Genomic DNA, 17,770 nt, shown 5'->3' on the forward strand with positions numbered 1-17,770 from the left:
TTGTCGTTACTAAGCTAGCCGACCTGGCAAACAACACCTGGTATAGATAACCTCCACTATTTTGAACGTTCCCGTTTTTTTGGCCCGTAAGGTACGACACGCACCAGAGGGTAGTTTTTCGGCTACGGTTACCCGCGTAGGTATCGTTAGCATTGCCCTTGGGTTAGCAATCCTGCTGGTGTCGTTTGCCGTTTTATTTGGCTTTAAACGCACAATTCAGCAAAAGATTTTTCTGTTCGGTGCACACGTTCAGGTGGCCAAGTTTTCGAACAACTACTCCTATGAAGAATCGGCGCTGCCGCTGAATACCGCCTTGTACCGGGAAGGCAATCGCATTCCGGGTGTGCAGCACGTACAGGCGGTGGCTTTGAAAGCAGGTATCCTCAAAACCGAAGACGAGCTGACGGGCGTAGTGCTGAAAGGCGTTGGCAAGGACTACAACTGGGCATTACTGCGTGAGTCGCTGGTAGCCGGTACGGTGCCGGTAGTTGGAGCTGATACGGGTAACGGCTCGACTCAACTGCTGATCAGTCAGCACATGGCGAATCAGCTCAAGGTAAGAGTAGGCCAGAACCTGCCGCTTTATTTTCTGGGCAATCCGCCACGGGCGCGCAAAATGACGGTAGTGGGTATCTATGAAACGGGGCTGGAAGAGGTCGACAAGACCCTGGCCATTGGCGACATTCGGCTGATTCAGCGACTAAACCGGTGGGGACCCGATTCGGTGGGCAGCTACGAGATTTTTGTGAACGATTTCGACCAGTTGGAGCCGACCATTGCCAACATCTTCAACCGAATGACTCCGTCCATGCGGTTGACGCGAGTTACCGATCAGTATCGACCTTTATTCGACTGGATGGTGCTGCTGGATCGAAACATGGTTATCTTACTGACGCTCATTACGTTCGTAGCGTCCTTTAACATGGTGTCGGTGCTGCTTGTTCTGATGATGGAACGAACGCCCATGATTGGGTTGCTCAAAGCTCTAGGGGGAGCCAATCAGCTGATCCGGCGAATGTTTCTGTACGTTGGTCTGAACATGGTTGGCTGGGGGTTGCTGCTTGGCAACGTAGTTGGACTCGGCCTGTGTTTCGTTCAGGATCGGTTTAAGCTGATTCCCCTCGATCCCAAGAATTACTTTATGAACTACGTTCCCATCACCTGGGACTGGCCGACGATTCTGGCGATGAACGGCGGGGCCATTTTGCTTATTGCGCTGGTCCTATGGATTCCGACGTTTATCATCAACCGCATCCAACCCGTCAAAGCCCTGGCGTTTAAAAAGTAAACCGGGATTGAGCTGATTTGAATTGATTTAGCTGATGCTAGCAGTTGCTGATAAAGTTTATGTAAACTCCATCTGCAAATGAGTACCCTATTCGGTCAGTAAAGGACAGATGGCCTTTACTCTCAGTTCAATCAATTCAAATCAGCTCAATCCCGGTTCTTACTGCACTGGCGTTACGGTATAGCCTTTCTTACGTAGCAGGTTCACTACGCCCTTTTCGTTAACCAGGTGACCGGCACCGAAGGCAAAAAATGTCGGTTTTTCTTTGGCTGCTTTCTCAATAATTGGAATCCAGTTCGTGTTCCGTTCGTTTAGCAGACTTTCTTCGAACTGCGTAAAATCGCCCCCGCTGAACTGGCTGGTTTTCATCATGCTCATTAGTTTGCCCATGTCTTTTGCTTTGTAAGCAGCCAGCAAATCGGCGAACTCTTTCTGAGCCTCTTCGGGCTTGCGCGCCATGTCGACCAGGCCCTTGAGCTGCTCCTCCAGCGGTATCTTATCCAGCGCGCCCAGTTGAGCCTCAATGGTTTCCAGGCCAAGCACCTCTTTCTTGTCTTTAGCGGCCATCTCGGCGAATTTCATGTCGTAGGATGCGGGCTGGCAGGGCAGTACGGTCATGTACATCATCGACAGCAACCCGATTGGTTTCAACATGCCCAGCTGCGCTAAGCCCACGTTCATTTTCTGTTTCAGGTACGTATCCAGCACGGTATAGTCTTCAGGCTTCAGGAGGTCTTTCACCGTTTTTCCGTTCGGCATGAGCATGGCCTTCTGCATACTCATCATCATGGATGGGTCGTCTAAATCGAGTTCCAGATAGACCTGCTGTGCATCAGTCATGGCTTGCTGGGTCGCATCGGTGATGTTCAAATCGGTTGGGCAAACCAGATGGAACGTACCGTACAGATACGAAGGTTTGGCCAGACCGGGGCCGGTAACTTTATAGAGTAAGGCATTATCCTGCGCCCTCGCGGGAAGACTGTTCGCGCCCATCCACAGCAGGCCGGTCAGGTATAATCCAGTGGCAAGAAGTTTTTTCATATAGGTAAAGTACGCAAAACGGACCAGCCGACCAAAGCGGGGAACGAATCATTTCAGCCTGTGGACCAACAGATAGGTAGTATAGCGCAAGTAACACGCAGATGAAACGCATTCCGCTTTGCTTCGTAACTTTGAGAAAAACAGACAACGAACAAGAAGGCTTATCCACGATGTTTGATGCACCGGTTTGCCTTTCCGTCTTTCTTTTTCGTATACTTCATCAATATGATTGCTCAACCCGCTAAATCCGAATCACCAGCGACTCCCGGCTGGACGCATAAAATCAGACTTGTTACGGCCGCTTCGCTCTTCGACGGGCACGATGCTGCTATCAACCTCATGCGTCGCCTGATGCAGGCATCGGGAGCCGAGGTTATTCACCTGGGCCACAACCGGTCGGTGGCCGAAATTGTCGACTGTGCCATTCAGGAAGACGTGCAGGGCATTGCCGTTACCAGTTATCAGGGTGGCCACCTGGAGTTCTTCAAGTATATGTATGACCTGCTCAACGAACGCGGAGCCGGACACATCAAAATTTTCGGGGGCGGGGGCGGCACCATCCTGCCTTCTGAAATTAAGGAGCTGCACGCCTACGGTATTACGCGCATCTACAGCCCCGACGACGGCCGGGCGATGGGTTTACAGGGCATGATCAACGACTTGCTTCAGCAGTGCGATTTCGAATTACCAGCTTCGGAGCTATCGGCAGAGACCTCGCTGCGCGACGATCCCAACTGCATTGCCCGGTTGATCACCACCGCCGAGAATGCCCCCGAACAGTACCGGCAAACGGCTCGTTCGTTCGCTCATTCGTCGGTGCTCTCAAGCCCCGTACTCGGCATCACCGGAACGGGCGGGGCCGGTAAATCGTCGCTGGTCGATGAACTGGTGTTACGTTTCCTGCGAACCTTTCCGGATAAAACGCTGGCCATCATCTCCGTCGACCCATCCAAACGCAAGACGGGTGGTGCTTTGCTCGGCGACCGGATTCGGATGAATGCCATCACTCCCCCAGCCGGTGCGCCGGTGCGAGTTTACATGCGGTCGCTGGCAACGCGGCAGTCGAATCTGGCCCTCAGCCGCCACGTACAGGATGCCATCGACGTGTGCAAAGCCGCTCACTTCGACCTGATCATTGTGGAGACGTCGGGCATCGGGCAGTCAGACACCGAAATTACCGAACACGCCGACAAGACACTTTACGTAATGACGGCAGAATACGGTGCGGCCACCCAGCTCGAAAAAATCGACATGCTGGACTTTGCCGACGTAATCGCCATCAATAAATTCGATAAACGCGGCTCGCTCGATGCCCTGCGCGATGTTCGCAAGCAATACCGCCGGAACCACAACCTGTGGGATAATGCCGATGAAGACTTGCCCATTATCGGAACCATTGCGGCTCAGTTTAACGATGCGGGGATGAACACCCTCTTCACCCGGCTGATGTCAAACTTAGGATTTCAGATTCCCGATGAAGCCAATCCGTCATCCGAAACCCAAAGTCAGCCCTCCGCCATCATCCCGGCCGATCGGGTTCGTTACCTGGCCGAGATTGTGGAAGAAAGCCGACGATACGCCGAGTTCGTGACGGAGCAGACGACCCTGGCCCGGCAGTTGTATCAGATTGACGGTACGTTAAAAGTTATCGCTGAAGGCGCTTTAAAAGAAGAGCTACAGAAGATATATGCTTCCCTTGAAACCCGGCTCAATGCCGAATGCCGCGCCTTGCTACAGCAGTGGCCGGAGATGCAGCAGCGCTACACGGCTGAGTTTTACGAGTTCAACGTTCGCGACAAAATCATCCGGCAACCGCTGTACTCGGAAACGCTTTCTCATCTGAAAATACCGAAAGTAAGCCTGCCCAAATACCACGACTGGGGCGATATTTTACGCTGGTTGCTGACGGAGAACGTACCGGGTGAGTTTCCGTATGCGGCCGGCGTGTTTCCCCTTAAACGTGAGGGCGAAGACCCTACCCGGATGTTTGCCGGCGAAGGTGGCCCCGAACGAACAAACCGCCGATTCCACTACGTATCGAAAGGCCTGCCCGCCAAACGGCTTTCCACGGCTTTCGACTCCGTTACGCTCTACGGCGAAGATCCGGCCATGCGCCCCGATATTTTTGGAAAGATCGGTAACTCGGGTGTCAGTGTCTGTACGCTCGACGATGCCAAAAAACTTTACTCCGGCTTCGATCTCTGCGACCCCGCTACGTCGGTGTCGATGACCATTAACGGCCCTGCGCCGATGCTGCTGGGCTTCTTCCTGAATGCGGCCATCGATCAACAGTGTGAAAAGTGGTTGCGTGAGCAAGGTGCACAGAGCAAGGATCAGGGAGAAACGCAGCTACCCCATGCCCTAAGCCCCAAGCCCCCTACCCGCTACAATGGTCCCCTACCTGAGGGCAATAATGGGTTGGGGCTGATGCTGCTGGGGACAACCGGTGACAAGGTGCTACCGCGCGAGGTTTACGAACAGATTAAAGCCGACACGCTTCGCAAGGTGCGCGGTACGGTGCAGGCCGATATTTTGAAAGAAGATCAGGCGCAGAATACCTGCATTTTCTCGACCGAGTTTGCCCTGAAGATGATGGGGGATATTCAGCAGTATTTCACGGACAATCGGGTGCAGAATTTCTATTCCGTCTCGATCTCCGGTTACCATATTGCCGAAGCCGGAGCGAATCCAATTTCTCAGCTCGCCTTTACGTTGTCGAATGGTTTCACGTTTGTGGAGTACTATTTAAGCCGGGGAATGCGCGTTGACGACTTTGCGCCGAATCTATCGTTCTTCTTCTCGAACGGCATGGACCCCGAATATACGGTACTGGGACGAGTAGCCCGGCGCATCTGGGCGAAAGCCATGAAACATAAGTATAAGGCCAACGACCGGTCGCAGAAACTGAAGTACCACATTCAAACCTCGGGCCGTAGTCTGCACGCGCAGGAAATTGCCTTCAACGACATCCGTACGACCTTACAGGCGCTGCTGGCGATTTACGACAACTGTAACTCTCTGCATACCAACGCCTATGACGAAGCCATCACCACGCCTACGGAAGAGTCGGTACGTCGAGCGATGGCCATTCAGTTGATTATTAACCGCGAATTTGGTTTAACCAAAAACGAAAATCCGTTGCAGGGCGCGTTTGTAGTCGAGGAGCTGACCGATCTGGTTGAAGAAGCCGTTTATCAGGAGTTTCTGGCCATTAACGAACGCGGTGGAGTGCTGGGCGCGATGGAACGGATGTACCAGCGCAGCAAGATCCAGGAAGAGTCGATGTATTACGAAACGTTGAAGCACAACGGTCAGCTTCCCATTGTCGGCGTCAATACGTTCCTGGACCCCAACGGTTCGCCAACGCTGGTGCCAGCCGAGGTCATCCGGTCGACAGACGAAGAAAAACGAGAGCAGGTCGAGTCGTGCCGCCTGTACCAGGAGCGGAACCAGGCCGAAGCGGATAAGGCACTGGCGGATTTGCAGGCTACGGCTCTGGCCAATGGCAACCTCTTCGAAAGCCTGATGGAAGCGACTAAAGTTTGTTCACTGGGTCAGCTGTCCAACGCTTTGTACGCGGTAGGCGGTCAGTATCGGCGCAATATGTAAGTACCAGTCATTTGTTGTCCTTAAGTCATTGATGGTCATCAAAACCTATGACTTAAGGACAACAAATGATCTATTTGACCGCAATCACCTCGATTTCAATCAGAATATCCTCGCGGGCAATCATCGATACGCTCTTCATGTCGACAATTTTAGGGTTTTGCGGAAAATAGGTTGCCGCCACCGCGTTTAACGTCTGTACTGCGCTGGGGTCTACTTTATCGGACGCCCCCTTGACGGAATACGTCACCTGGTTTACGTTGCTGAGCGTCATATTCACCGTTTTGAGCGATGCTATAATATTGTCAAAAACCTGCCTCGTCTGCTGGCTCAGGTCTCCCGAGCCGACTAACTCGCCTTTCGAGTTCAGGGGCCGCTCTCCACAAACGTATATTTTCTGGCCGGGCATTGTGGGCTGCACTTCGTAGAGATACCCGCTGGGCAACTGGGGCGTCTCATTAGGTTGTGCCTGACTACACCCAATTAAGGTCAGGCTAATCAGAAAACTCAGAAGAAGCTTATTCATGATAAAATCGCTTTGTTGATCAACGGTTGTGGTCTATTGATTACTTCTATAAGTAAGTTGACGGCGTACTTCCGGAAAAAGCACACCAGTCCGCCATCTACTGAACTGCCCGCAGCGTTACGTTGGCCTGATCATCTTCTCCATTGTCGTATCCATTGCCGGGTACGGAATCCGGATCGGCCTGATCGACGCTCATAATCTGAACCCGATTCGTAAACAAACCGCTGGTCGTTACGTTGGCGGTGAACGTCAGACTAACCGACTCCCCAGGCGGTATCTGCCCGATCGTGCCATTGACCCCCGTCCCGTTTGCCTGCATACCCGACGCTGAACTGACAAAAATCAAACCCGCAGGCAAGACGTTTCGCACGCCAACGGCGGTGGCCGTAAGCGCCCCCTGATTCCTGACCGTCAGAATAACATCTACCTGCTGGTTGACACGTAACACCTGGCGACTTAACTGAACCTGTACACTAAGATCAGCCTTGGAAGAGTCTGGAACGGGCTGATTCGACTGAACGGGCGGTAAAGGTCGTTGGTCAGGATTTGGCGATTTGTATAGGGCAGCACTCGTAGCCGTTGTTCGTACGTCCGCCAGCGCTTCATCATCTTCCCCGTTGGCCGTACCATTGTTTGGGGTGGCATTCAGGTCGGTATTGGTCGAAGCGATTAGTTCAGCGGAGGTGCGATACGTACCGGCCGCTTCCAGACGAGTTACGTACTCGACAGTAACCACCGATCCGGCCGGTATACCCGGTACAGTAGCCCGAACGACACCATCCGCTACCGTTACAGGGTCGCTGGTGGAAACAAAATCCACATTGGCCGGCAGGCGGCTTTGCACCGTTACGGCTCCGGCATCGCAGTCGCTTTTGTTTTGTAGCAGGAGCCGAAACCGCACCGTATCCTGTACCATAACGATACGTCTGGTCGTCTCAAGGCTTAGGCCCAGATCAACGGGTGCCCGCGTAACCGTTTGCGAGACAACACCGGACAAACAACCATAGACCGGGTTTTTCGCCTGCACCGTGTAAACACCCGGCTCCGTGACCACAATAGAGGACGAGCTAAGGCCAGTGCTCCAGGTGTTTAACCCGGTATACGATGAGGTTAACTTTAAACCTGAACTTCGGCAGATGGCCCAGGTGCCGTTGTCGCTGGACAGAACGGGCGAAGCAGGGGTAATTGTTGTCGGCACAACGACCGCAGGCGGAAAGAATATTCGGTTCAGACTGTCTTTAACGCGGGCCGAATAGGTACCAGCGCCAACTGTCAGGCGCTGACCCGTACTGCCGGTGCTCCATCTGTACTGATAAGCTGAGGGCTGACTTAGCGTGAGCTGATTCGAGTCAGCGCATTGTATCGCTACGAGCGGCTGACTTTCCGCCAGATACGGGTTGCTGGAGGCATACACCGAATGAATGGCCGTGGCCCATAAATCACCCGCCTTAGCCTGCCCAGTCGGCGAAAAGTGAATTCCATCCGGCCGGTCGGCCTGCGCGTTTATATTGTCGAGGTCGGGTCCCTGAAAGGCGTTATACCCCGTCCGGTTGATGATCTGGTACTGCGCCGACCGCACATTCTCAAAGCGCCCGCTCACGAAAGACGAGTAGGCAACGATAACCCCAAGGTTCGGCTTGTTAAATTCCGTTCGCAGTTTATCAATGACCCCGGCGTAATATTTATACGTCGAATCGGCCGGGTTACTCCGGTCGTTTTCTCCGTGCTGAATCAATACCGCCCGTATTCCCGTCGACGGTACGTAGAGGTTCATCAGGTTGCGCAGATTTGCATACGGCATCCGTAGGTCATACCGAATAAAAAAGTGCTCAAACGGAATGTCGTATGCCGCCCAGTACGTCTGTTGCATGTTGCTTCCCCCAAACCCGGCGTTGTAAATCAACACGGGTACGTTAATCCGCTTCACCAGTTCGTCACCCATGCGGCCCCATAGCCATGCTTCCTGAGCAAACGGAGCGCTGCCACTGCGCGTAAGCAACTGACTAAACGCTAATCCGGGTAAGTAACGTGTATCGGCGGTGGTAAGATACTGCTGAAACTGGCTGGTACTTTGATCCAGCGCGACGACTGTTACCCGGTCGTCACTGGCCCCGTCGATGGTTGGACATTTATCAACGCCACTGATGATACAACTCGATCCCTGCGCGTTCGAATGGCCCATGACGGCAAACACCTCGCCGACCCCAACGCGATCGACCGAATCAATTCCGACCAAATTTCCCCCGTTCCAGCCCCGCACCTGAAGGGTATACCAGCCGCCCGTTACGTCAATACGCCCGCTGAACTGGCCATTCGTTGGATTTGTCTGTATCGTTGTCCAGGCCGTGGTGGTTCCCTGCCCGGCCTTTCGGGCTACCGCCCGCGCTTCAACTACGTCTACAAATTGATGGTAACTACCTGCAATCTGTACCGAAGCCTGGTTGTTGGCGCTACGTTGCAGAACCATCCGACTAACGGGATGGGTGACTTTAAGCTGAGCCAACGCCGGGAAAGACCCGCCAATTAGCCATACGTGTACTAGATTAATCGCAACCAGTAGGATACGTTTATAAAGAATCACTGTATTATAGCGCTTATATATACTTTTATATAAAAGGCCACAATAATGATGCTAAACAGTATATTCAGTTATACATTTTATGAACTAGACACACCTATAAGTCGATAATAGATAGCAGTATGAATAGCTGTGAAGCAGCCAGTAATTCGTCTAGAGCATGACGTAACTATGTAGCTTGAGCTGAATAACACCTTGCACGACAGCAGATTACCCACTGTCATTAGAGGTTCCAGCGTAAACCCGCCGTATTGAAACGCAGTTCGGATTGGTTCTGGCCCGCAAACTGAAGTTGAACGCTCATTGTCCGGGCTGTTTTTAGCTGCTTAATTAACCGTTGTTCCTGGTCGAAAAAGACAATATTGGCCCGGCCGTTGGCAGCGGCCGATAAGGCATATGTAACGGGGGGCCGGCTATCAAACCGAATACGTGCCTTGCCACTTTGGAAGCTGCGGGTAAACGTTCCCTTTGCTACTTCCAGATATACATACGTATTGCCGCCCTTGGCACGAATAGTTAACGTAACGGGCGTTCCGCCAGTAAAGGGGTAAGTCAGTTTGAATTCGTTAGTCGATGTCAGCGTCGCTTTATGAACAGTACCATCTTTGTTTTCGTAACGCCACCCACTCGCCTGAGCGATTTCAACTACAGATGCGGTTGGATTACGATTTGCCGGACGGAAGTTGACAAACCCACCTAGCAGGCTGATGAGAATACTGGCCGCAACGACGTGGCCAATTCGCAAGCGAGCGATAAGGGGGAGACGAGTTCGGGTCGAAATCATAAACAAGATTACAGACTAATCACGAATCAAGCAGCAGTCTGTGCTTGTAGATCTATCGTAAGGCTTTCGGGATTACCGGATGGTGAACTCAACCCGCCGGTTCTTCGCCCGTTCCGTTTCGCGGGCGTTGTCGGCGATGGGCCGACTTCCCCCGTACCCGACGCTGGTGATTCGGGAATCAGCAATGCCTTTCCGGATCAGGTAGTGCGCTACAACTTTAGCTCTGTTTTCAGATAACGCCTGATTCAAACGCGCATCACCGATCGCGTCGGTATGCCCGGCGATCACAAGTTGCCAGGTTGGATTGGCCGTCAATGCCGCAGCCAGTTTATCAAGATCAAGGGCGGATTCGGCTAGCAGGACGTAGCTACTCTGCTCGAACTGAACACGCGGCAAACTAAACGTGGTTCCTCGCTCAATAGGCAGCGCCGAATTGGTAGCGGTCTGACTAATCGAAGCAGGAGGTACCGTCGAGTTGGTGGTTACAGAAGTGGACCGGGTTACAAGCGGCTTCTTTGAAAGGGGTCTGACCGGAGTAACTTTCGCAATTGCAACTGGCTTAGGGACTGCTGGTTTAGATGGAATCGTAGCCAAGGCAACAGAGGGCTCTTTCTGGTAGAAATACGTAGCCGGAATAATATCACCCACGGGTCGTTTCGTGTACCGGTCCAGAACGGGCGGTTTGGCATCAGGCCGCTCCCAGTAAAGCTGCAACTCACCGCCCAGCATATCATTGAAGTAATCGACCCGAAACGAATAATAGCGACCGGCCTGTAGCTTGATCTGCCCCATGTAGCCCTGAAAATCGTTCAGTTGCCATGACTCGATCACCAGCTGATTATCAATCCATAACCGGATTCCGTCATCCACGTTGGCGTAAAACCGGTATACGCCCGTAACGGGTGCGAGTAATTTACCAGTCCAGCGAATGGAATAATACGAATGGGGGATTCCCCGGGCGGGACTGCCTTCGCTCCAGTTGAAATTGAGCTGACGGTCGATGCGGCTGCCGACCTTACGGGCGAAGTTTACCCCAATGAAATACTCTCCTTTTAACCCCGTCTGAGCGGTTACCGGGGTAGCGAGTAAGCACCCGACCAAGAACATGACGCCTATCAGCCGTTTCATCCATACGCCTTTGTAACAAAGATGAGCATTTCAGAAACGGCTTTCGTAGCCCCTGCGGCTAATTACGTTTTTTTAACGAAATGTCTCTGTAACGGCCTTCCGACCAATATCATTACGTAGTAAGCTGGGGCACAGTCTGTGGGCCGAATTTAGTCCGGCTGGCATAGCCCAGACCCCGGCCAACGCTCGACAGTTTATTCTGGTCGGCAATGGCTGCATCAGGAAAGAGTTGCTTCAAGGTCGTTTGTACGGATTGCACTTCAGTTGAGCCCCCCGTCAGGATAATCAGGTCGATAGCTGACGCAGGTACGCCAGCCGCTTGCAGACACTTTCTGGCAGCCTCGGAAATCCGCTCAACGTCATCTTCTATCGACGACTCGAACAGACTGCGCTCGATGAGCGTCGAAAAACCGTCCTCAATGAAGTCGAACGTAGCGTTGTATTGGCTCTGCGCGGAGAGCGCAATCTTTGCATCTTCGGCGGCCGACAGCAGCAAATGTCCTGTTTCGCGTTCTAAGACGTTCAGCAGGCGTTTGTAGCGCTTTTTGTCGTGCGATTCATGGAGGATTTGCCGGATCTGCATGATCAGTTTAGGCGTATAGAGAAAGTTTACCTTGCTCCATTCGGCCAGATCGTGATACGGTTTCAGCGGAACATCTAGCTGCTTGGCGCCATAGGTGCTCCGGTACCCCAGTTCAGGCATAATAGCCGCCAGACTTAAGGCTTTATCGAAGTCATTTCCGCCGACCCGAACGCCCGTGTTAGCTAGGATATCGGACGACCGATCGGCCTTTGATACGTATCGATTTGATAATTTGATAATGGTGAAGTCCGAGGTACCCCCGCCCAAATCGGCAACTATGGCCAGCTTTTCGCCCTGGATACGGGATTCGTGGGCGAACGCTGCGGCAATTGGTTCGAACTGGAACTCGATCGACTTGAATCCCATGCGCTGCGCAATAGCAGTAAGTTCGGCCTGGGCCTGGGCGTCTGCTTTGGGGTCGTTATCGACAAAGTGAACCGGGCGACCCATGACCACATTCTCGATAGAATCTCCGGCCAGTACGTCTGCCTGATCTTTCAGGTGTTTGAGAAAAGCGGTGATAATCGATGCAAAATTCATAGACGCCCCGTTTACCAGCGTCCCTTGCTTCATCAGCGACGTACCGAGTACCCGCTTTAAGCTTCGCATGAACCGCCCGTCCTGCCGATCGAAAAACGACTGGATAGCCGCCCGGCCATAAACAGGTTTATTGCTGATCTGCTGAAAGAAAATGGCGCTGGGAATGGTTACGTGGGTTTGCTCAACCGGTACCAGCGTGATTTCACCGTTCAGATCGATGGCTATCGTCGTGTTGGACGTCCCAAAATCAATTCCGCAAGAATGTGTTGACATGCTTCTTCAAATAACGGGCCTGCCCCAATCCAACCTGCACTCCCGGTAGTGCTTAGAACGGACGCAACAGGAAAAAAGAGCGCAAATGTACGCGAATTAAGTATCTGATGATATCCGCTGCTTCGGTTTTTCGGTTCCGTCCAGTAAGTGGTCGTGTCGTATCCACACCGAGATGGCCTTTTTCAAACGAAACCGGGCTACGGCCGGTTAAGCGTTCGTATGGCAACCTCTTCATTACGTTCTCTGTTAGCCCGCGTGGGCCTCGACTGGTTCATTCTGGCGTTACTGGCTATGATTGGCCTGGCTAAAATCTTACCGGAGCCGGGTATTCAGAAGGGGCCGTTTTCGCTGTCGGCGCTGGCGAACTATGGCGTATCGTTAATCTTCTTCTTCTACGGTCTGCGGTTAAATTTCGAGCAACTCAAGGCCGGTTTACGGAACTACCGCCTTCACCTGGTCATTCACCTGACCACCTTCGTCGTTTTTCCGGCGGTCGTGCTGGCCGCCCGTGCGTTGCTGTTGACACCCGAAACGGAGCTACTCTGGCTGGGTATCTTCTACGTGGCTGCGTTACCGTCCACAGTTTCGTCGTCGGTGGTAATGGTTTCCATTGCCCGGGGGAATCTGCCAGCCGCTATTTTCAACGCCAGTATTTCCAGCCTGATTGGGGTGTTCATTACGCCGATCTGGATGGGGTTTGTCTTGGCCAGCACGACCGGTGGCCAGTATGATCTCGGTGGGGTAATCGGTAAGCTTACTTTGCAGGTCCTTGTGCCCGTTGTACTGGGGCTTCTGCTCAACCGTCGGCTCGGGTGGTTTGCCGAACGCAACAAGACGTATCTGCGCTATTTTGATCAGGTCACAATCTTACTCATTGTATACACGGCCTTCAGCGAATCGTTCCACCTGAATCTGTTCGCTAACTACTCGGCCGCGGATTTGTTGTGGCTGGCCGCCCTTATGCTCGGCCTGTTCTTTCTTATTTTTGGCTTTGTTACGTTGGTCAGCCGCGTATTGGGCTTTAACCGCGAAGACCGGATCACGGCCTTGTTTTGTGGGTCCAAAAAGTCGCTCGTGCAGGGGAGCGTGATGGCCAACGTACTTTTTCCCGGTAACCTGGCCGGCATTGCCTTGCTGCCAATTATGGTGTACCACGCCCTGCAGCTCATCGTCGCCAGCATTCTGGCGCAGAGCATGGCGAACCAGCAACCCGATTCTGCCCAAACAAAGACCGTTCAGAAGTAGTTCTTACGCCTTCAGCAACTCGAAAAAGGCATTCAGCGAATCAGGTCTATCGGGTCATTAAACGCAGCGGCCCCGGATGCCTCTAAGAATCAGTAACGCACAAAAACAACGTACTGATCATGAAAAAGACAATCGCAGCCGCCCTTACATTCTTCGCCCTGACAACCACCGTAACCTTTGCTCAAGGCGTTTATTCAAGACCCTACGACAATCGTCCTCAATACGGCGGAACGCGAAACGACCGCGATCAGCGCCAGGACGATCTGAAAATTGATCGGATCGATGCGATCGTGGGCCTTAGCCGCCGTCAGGAAAAGCAGCTCCATAAGATTGAAGATAATTACGACCGGATGTTTGCTACGTCCCGTCTAACACCCGATGGCTACCGTCAGCTTCAGCTTCGCAAACGGCAGGATATGCTGGCCGTCCTGACATCCGCGCAGCGCGATCGGCTATTCGCCCAGCAACAACAATATGGCCCGGCTCCACGTAACGCGCCGTTCGGACGCCGGGGTTAATTGGAGCTAGAACCGGTTTGAGCTGACAAGCCATGGCCTTAGGTAGCCAAAGCGATTCACGTAAACCGCTTCTTAGCCCTGTGGAACAATGCCTGAATGGATATGTTAACAAATCCGTTCAGGCATTGTCTTTTGGGACAAACCAGTATTTTTGAGCGTTCCTTTCTGAGTACTCTTGTCCGCTAATCTATCTTCCTTTACACCCCTTGGTCTTGATCTGAACCGCCAGGCGTTTGGTCCTTCGTTCACCTGGGGTACCGCCACAGCCGCTTATCAGATTGAAGGAGCCGTTGACCGCGACGGACGAGGTCCTTCTGTATGGGATACGTTCTGTCATCAGAAAGGCAAAATCAAGACCGGCGAACATGCCGACATCGCCTGTGAATTCTACGACCGATACGAGTCCGACTTACAGCTTCACAAAGCGATGGGCTTTGACGCATTCCGGTTCTCGCTGGCCTGGCCCCGGATTTTACCTGACGGAACCGGACGGATCAACGAAGCCGGACTGGCTTTTTACGACCGCCTGATTGATAAATGCCTGGAACTGGGTATTACGCCCTGGATTACGCTTTACCACTGGGATCTGCCGCAGGCGCTCGAAAATCAGGGTGGCTGGCCAAATCGCAACATCGTTGCCTGGTTCGCCCATTACGTCGATATCTGCACCAAAGCGTTCGGCCATAAGGTAAAGCACTGGATCATTCTAAACGAACCGCTGGCGTTTTCGGTACTGGGCTATTTCACCGGGCAGCACGCGCCCGGCCGACGGAGCTTCCGAAGTTTGTTGCCCGTTATTCACCATACGGCTTTAGCCCAGGCCGAAGGGGGTCGGATTGTTCGACAGAACGTACCGGATGCGCATGTTGGAACTACCTTTTCCTGCTCACCCATCGACCCGTTTACCGATTCTCCGCGCGATCAGGCGGCTGCGGCTCGTGTCGATGCCCTGCTGAACCGGTTATTTATTGAACCGGTGCTTGGGCTTGGGTATCCGACCCGCGAACTGCCCTTTCTGGGTGGTATTGCTAAAAAGGTTGCAAAACCGGGCGACATGGAACGGATGGCGTTCGACTTTGATTTCATTGGCCTGCAACACTACTTCCGGGCCGTGGTCGAGCAATCGTATTTTATGCCCTACCTGTGGGCCAAAGACGTATCGCCGTTGCGTAGAGGGGTGCAGACCATTACGGAAATGGGCTGGGAAGTCTATCCCGAAAGTATGTACCGCGTCATTCGCCAGTTCGGGCAGTACGCGGACGTCAAAAAAATATATATTACTGAGAGCGGGGCCGCTTTTTACGATACCGTGCACAACGGCGAAGTGAACGACGTAGCCCGTCGGGAGTACCACCAGAATTACCTGCGGAACGTACTGCGGGCCAAGCAGGAAGGCTTTCCGGTGGAGGGCTATTTCGCCTGGACCTTTTTGGATAACTTCGAGTGGGCCGAAGGCTACCGCCCCCGCTTTGGGTTAGTGTATGTTGATTTCCGAACGCAGCAACGGATCGTCAAAGCGTCGGGTCGCTGGTTTCAACAGCTGTTAACGGATACACATGATTGGGTCGGCCACCAAAGCCACTAACGCTTTTTTCAAACCTCACCGCTAGTCAGGGAGTTGTTCAGCATACATAAACTGACCAACGTTATGCAATACCCCGAATTTATTCATGAGGCCAAACAGAAACTTGGCGTTGATTCTGAGCAGGAAGTGCTCGACATTACCCGTGCGTTTCTGCATACATTAACCGAACACCTGGCAGGTAATGCCGCCGACAACCTGGGGGCTCAGCTACCGGGTCCACTGCTGGATATCATCCGTGAAATTAACCCGGAAGAACGGGATCAGGGCCAACGCTTTAAGCTAACCGAGTTCTACGATCGCGTGGCCGATAAAGTAGGTGCCGACCAGGAAACGGGCCAGCGTTATACCCAGCAGTTCATGCAGTTGTTCAGCTCGATGATCACCGAGGGTGAACTGCACAAGTTGAAAGTGACGCTGTCGGAGGATTATGCTCCCCTTTTCGACTCCGTTTCAACCTCGGAAAACGCGTCCAATTCATAATGAATGAACAGTGGATACTGTGCAATGAGTAATGTCAGCCGAACTGGAAGCGACAATCAGTATTCATTGTACAGTATTCTTGTTTATTTGCCAACCTATGCCAACTATACTTCCTCTTACTACCCCAGAACAAGCTGTAACGGCTATCCAATCCGGCAACCGCGTATTCATTCACAGTGTTGCGCAAACCCCGCACGTTCTGATCAACGCGATGGTCGGGCGAGCCAGCGAACTGAAAGATGTTGAAGTGTGCCACATTCATACCGAAGGTCCACTACCCTATCTGGATGCGCAATACCGCGATTCCTTCCGGGCCAACTCGTTCTTCATTGGCGCCAACATGCGGAAACAGTTGAACCAGGGCATTGGTGATTACGTCCCGGTGTTTCTAAGCGAGGTTCCCTTACTGTTCAAGCGAAATATTCTGCCGATCGACGTAGCGCTCATTCAGGTTTCTCCGCCCGACCAGCACGGCTACTGCTCACTCGGCCCCTCCGTCGACGTATCGTTAGCCGCTATTCAATCGGCCAAATACATTATTGCTCAAATCAACCCGCGGGTTCCCCGGACGCATGGTGATGGGCTGATTCCGGTGAGTATGCTCCATGCCGCAGTTGAAGTTGACGAGCCGATCTACGAAGTGTTGCCCGGTGAAATCAGCGCCGAAGACCGCAAGATTGGGCAATACGTAGCCAGCCTGGTCGAGGACGGAGCCACGCTTCAGCTCGGCATTGGCGGCATTCCGAACGCTACGTTAGCTGAACTAATACACCATAAAGGGCTGGGTATTCATACCGAGATGTTCTCGGATGGGGTAATCGACCTGGTAGAGCGGGGCGTTATCACGGGCGAGCACAAGACTGTGCTGCCCCACCGGATCGTATCGGCCTTCGTAATGGGCAGCCAGCGAGTCTATGATTTTATTAACGACAACCCCGGCGTGGCCATGAAACAAGCCAGCTACACCAACGATACGTCCATCATCCGGCGTAACCCCAAAGTGACGGCCATTAATTCCGCGATCGAAATTGATATAACCGGCCAGGTCTGCGCTGACACGATCGGTACGTACCAGTATTCAGGCGTGGGTGGCCAGATGGATTTTGTGCGCGGAGCGTCGCTGTCGGAAGGCGGCAAACCGATTATTGCCTTACCGTCGGTAACGAGCAAAGGGCTGAGCAAGATTGTGCCCTTTCTGAAAGAAGGTGCGGGCGTAACGACGACACGGGCGCACGTTCATTACATTGTCACGGAGTACGGTATTGCGGATCTATACGGTCAGAATCTGCGCCAGCGCGCCCGGGCGCTTATCAACATCGCCCACCCCGATCACCGCGAAGAATTAGAGCGCCAGGCCTTCGCTCGGTTTGGTAGCCTGTAAACACTAAAGACGGGTACGTTTGCTGTTTCATACGGCAGCGACCGACCGTTCAGGCGACCCTGCGTAAACTCCGTCACATGACAGCCAGTAAGCGAGGAGATGAGCAATAATCGTAGTATGTCATGTCCTAGAATAGGTTTACAGCCCGCAACTGAGCTGTAACATGAACAAACGACAAAGAGCCGTACGAGAATACTTACTGGGTGGGTGCACC

The 17,770-nt window shown here is 52.9% G+C and carries 13 protein-coding genes; 7 read left to right on the forward strand and 6 right to left on the reverse strand.

The features are described 5' to 3' along the window. Positions 1-61 precede the first annotated feature (61 nt). The gene (locus ACYVIY_RS22870; RefSeq protein ID WP_460978743.1) at positions 62-1,288 is read left to right on the forward strand and encodes an ABC transporter permease; all 1,227 of its coding nucleotides are present in this window, start codon (positions 62-64) and stop codon (positions 1,286-1,288) included. 159 nt (positions 1,289-1,447) lie between these two features. On the opposite strand, the gene ACYVIY_RS22875 is transcribed toward ACYVIY_RS22870, so the two are convergent. Then, positions 1,448-2,329, reverse strand: coding sequence for a TraB/GumN family protein (locus ACYVIY_RS22875; protein WP_460978744.1), 882 nt, complete (start codon positions 2,327-2,329; stop codon positions 1,448-1,450). 225 nt (positions 2,330-2,554) lie between these two features. Here ACYVIY_RS22875 and ACYVIY_RS22880 point away from each other — a divergent pair, with 225 nt between their 5' ends. Further along, positions 2,555-5,938, forward strand: a complete 3,384-nt coding sequence (locus ACYVIY_RS22880; RefSeq protein WP_460978759.1) for a methylmalonyl-CoA mutase family protein — start codon at positions 2,555-2,557, stop codon at positions 5,936-5,938. A 70-nt stretch (positions 5,939-6,008) separates the two neighbouring features. Here ACYVIY_RS22880 and ACYVIY_RS22885 read toward each other — a convergent pair whose 3' ends face one another. The 5 genes from ACYVIY_RS22885 to ACYVIY_RS22905 all read right to left on the reverse strand — a co-directional run bounded on the left by ACYVIY_RS22885 (position 6,009) and on the right by ACYVIY_RS22905 (position 12,347). After that, positions 6,009-6,461 carry a RidA family protein gene (locus ACYVIY_RS22885; protein ID WP_460978745.1) on the reverse strand — a complete coding sequence of 151 codons (453 nt, stop codon included), beginning with the start codon at positions 6,459-6,461 and terminating at the stop codon, positions 6,009-6,011. 97 nt (positions 6,462-6,558) lie between these two features. Continuing rightward, complete coding sequence (locus tag ACYVIY_RS22890; RefSeq protein ID WP_460978746.1) at positions 6,559-9,042, reverse strand: hypothetical protein; 2,484 nt, start codon at positions 9,040-9,042, stop codon at positions 6,559-6,561. Between the two features lie 220 nt (positions 9,043-9,262). Next, complete coding sequence (locus ACYVIY_RS22895; RefSeq protein WP_460978747.1) at positions 9,263-9,823, reverse strand: hypothetical protein; 561 nt, start codon at positions 9,821-9,823, stop codon at positions 9,263-9,265. Between the two features lie 72 nt (positions 9,824-9,895). Next, positions 9,896-10,951, reverse strand: coding sequence for a PA14 domain-containing protein (locus ACYVIY_RS22900; RefSeq protein ID WP_460978748.1), 1,056 nt, complete (start codon positions 10,949-10,951; stop codon positions 9,896-9,898). Positions 10,952-11,063: 112 nt separating this feature from the next. Beyond that, positions 11,064-12,347: an Hsp70 family protein gene (locus tag ACYVIY_RS22905; RefSeq protein ID WP_460978749.1), complete on the reverse strand. Its 1,284-nt coding sequence runs from the start codon at positions 12,345-12,347 to the stop codon at positions 11,064-11,066. Between the two features lie 219 nt (positions 12,348-12,566). On the opposite strand from ACYVIY_RS22905, the gene ACYVIY_RS22910 reads away from it, so the two are divergent. The 5 genes from ACYVIY_RS22910 to ACYVIY_RS22930 all read left to right on the forward strand — a co-directional run bounded on the left by ACYVIY_RS22910 (position 12,567) and on the right by ACYVIY_RS22930 (position 17,556). Further along, positions 12,567-13,592 (forward strand): bile acid:sodium symporter family protein, encoded by a 1,026-nt coding sequence (locus ACYVIY_RS22910; RefSeq protein ID WP_460978750.1) that lies wholly within the window; start codon positions 12,567-12,569, stop codon positions 13,590-13,592. A 119-nt stretch (positions 13,593-13,711) separates the two neighbouring features. Continuing rightward, entirely contained in the window at positions 13,712-14,110 is a 399-nt protein-coding gene (locus tag ACYVIY_RS22915) for a hypothetical protein (protein WP_460978752.1), read from the forward strand. 175 nt (positions 14,111-14,285) lie between these two features. Next, positions 14,286-15,695, forward strand: a complete 1,410-nt coding sequence (locus tag ACYVIY_RS22920; RefSeq protein ID WP_460978753.1) for a GH1 family beta-glucosidase — start codon at positions 14,286-14,288, stop codon at positions 15,693-15,695. A 63-nt stretch (positions 15,696-15,758) separates the two neighbouring features. Beyond that, entirely contained in the window at positions 15,759-16,175 is a 417-nt protein-coding gene (locus ACYVIY_RS22925; RefSeq protein ID WP_460978754.1) for a DUF2267 domain-containing protein, read from the forward strand. 97 nt (positions 16,176-16,272) lie between these two features. After that, positions 16,273-17,556, forward strand: coding sequence for an acetyl-CoA hydrolase/transferase family protein (locus tag ACYVIY_RS22930; protein ID WP_460978755.1), 1,284 nt, complete (start codon positions 16,273-16,275; stop codon positions 17,554-17,556). Positions 17,557-17,770: the final 214 nt, after the last annotated feature.

It is taken from the genome of Spirosoma knui (assembly GCF_054780635.1).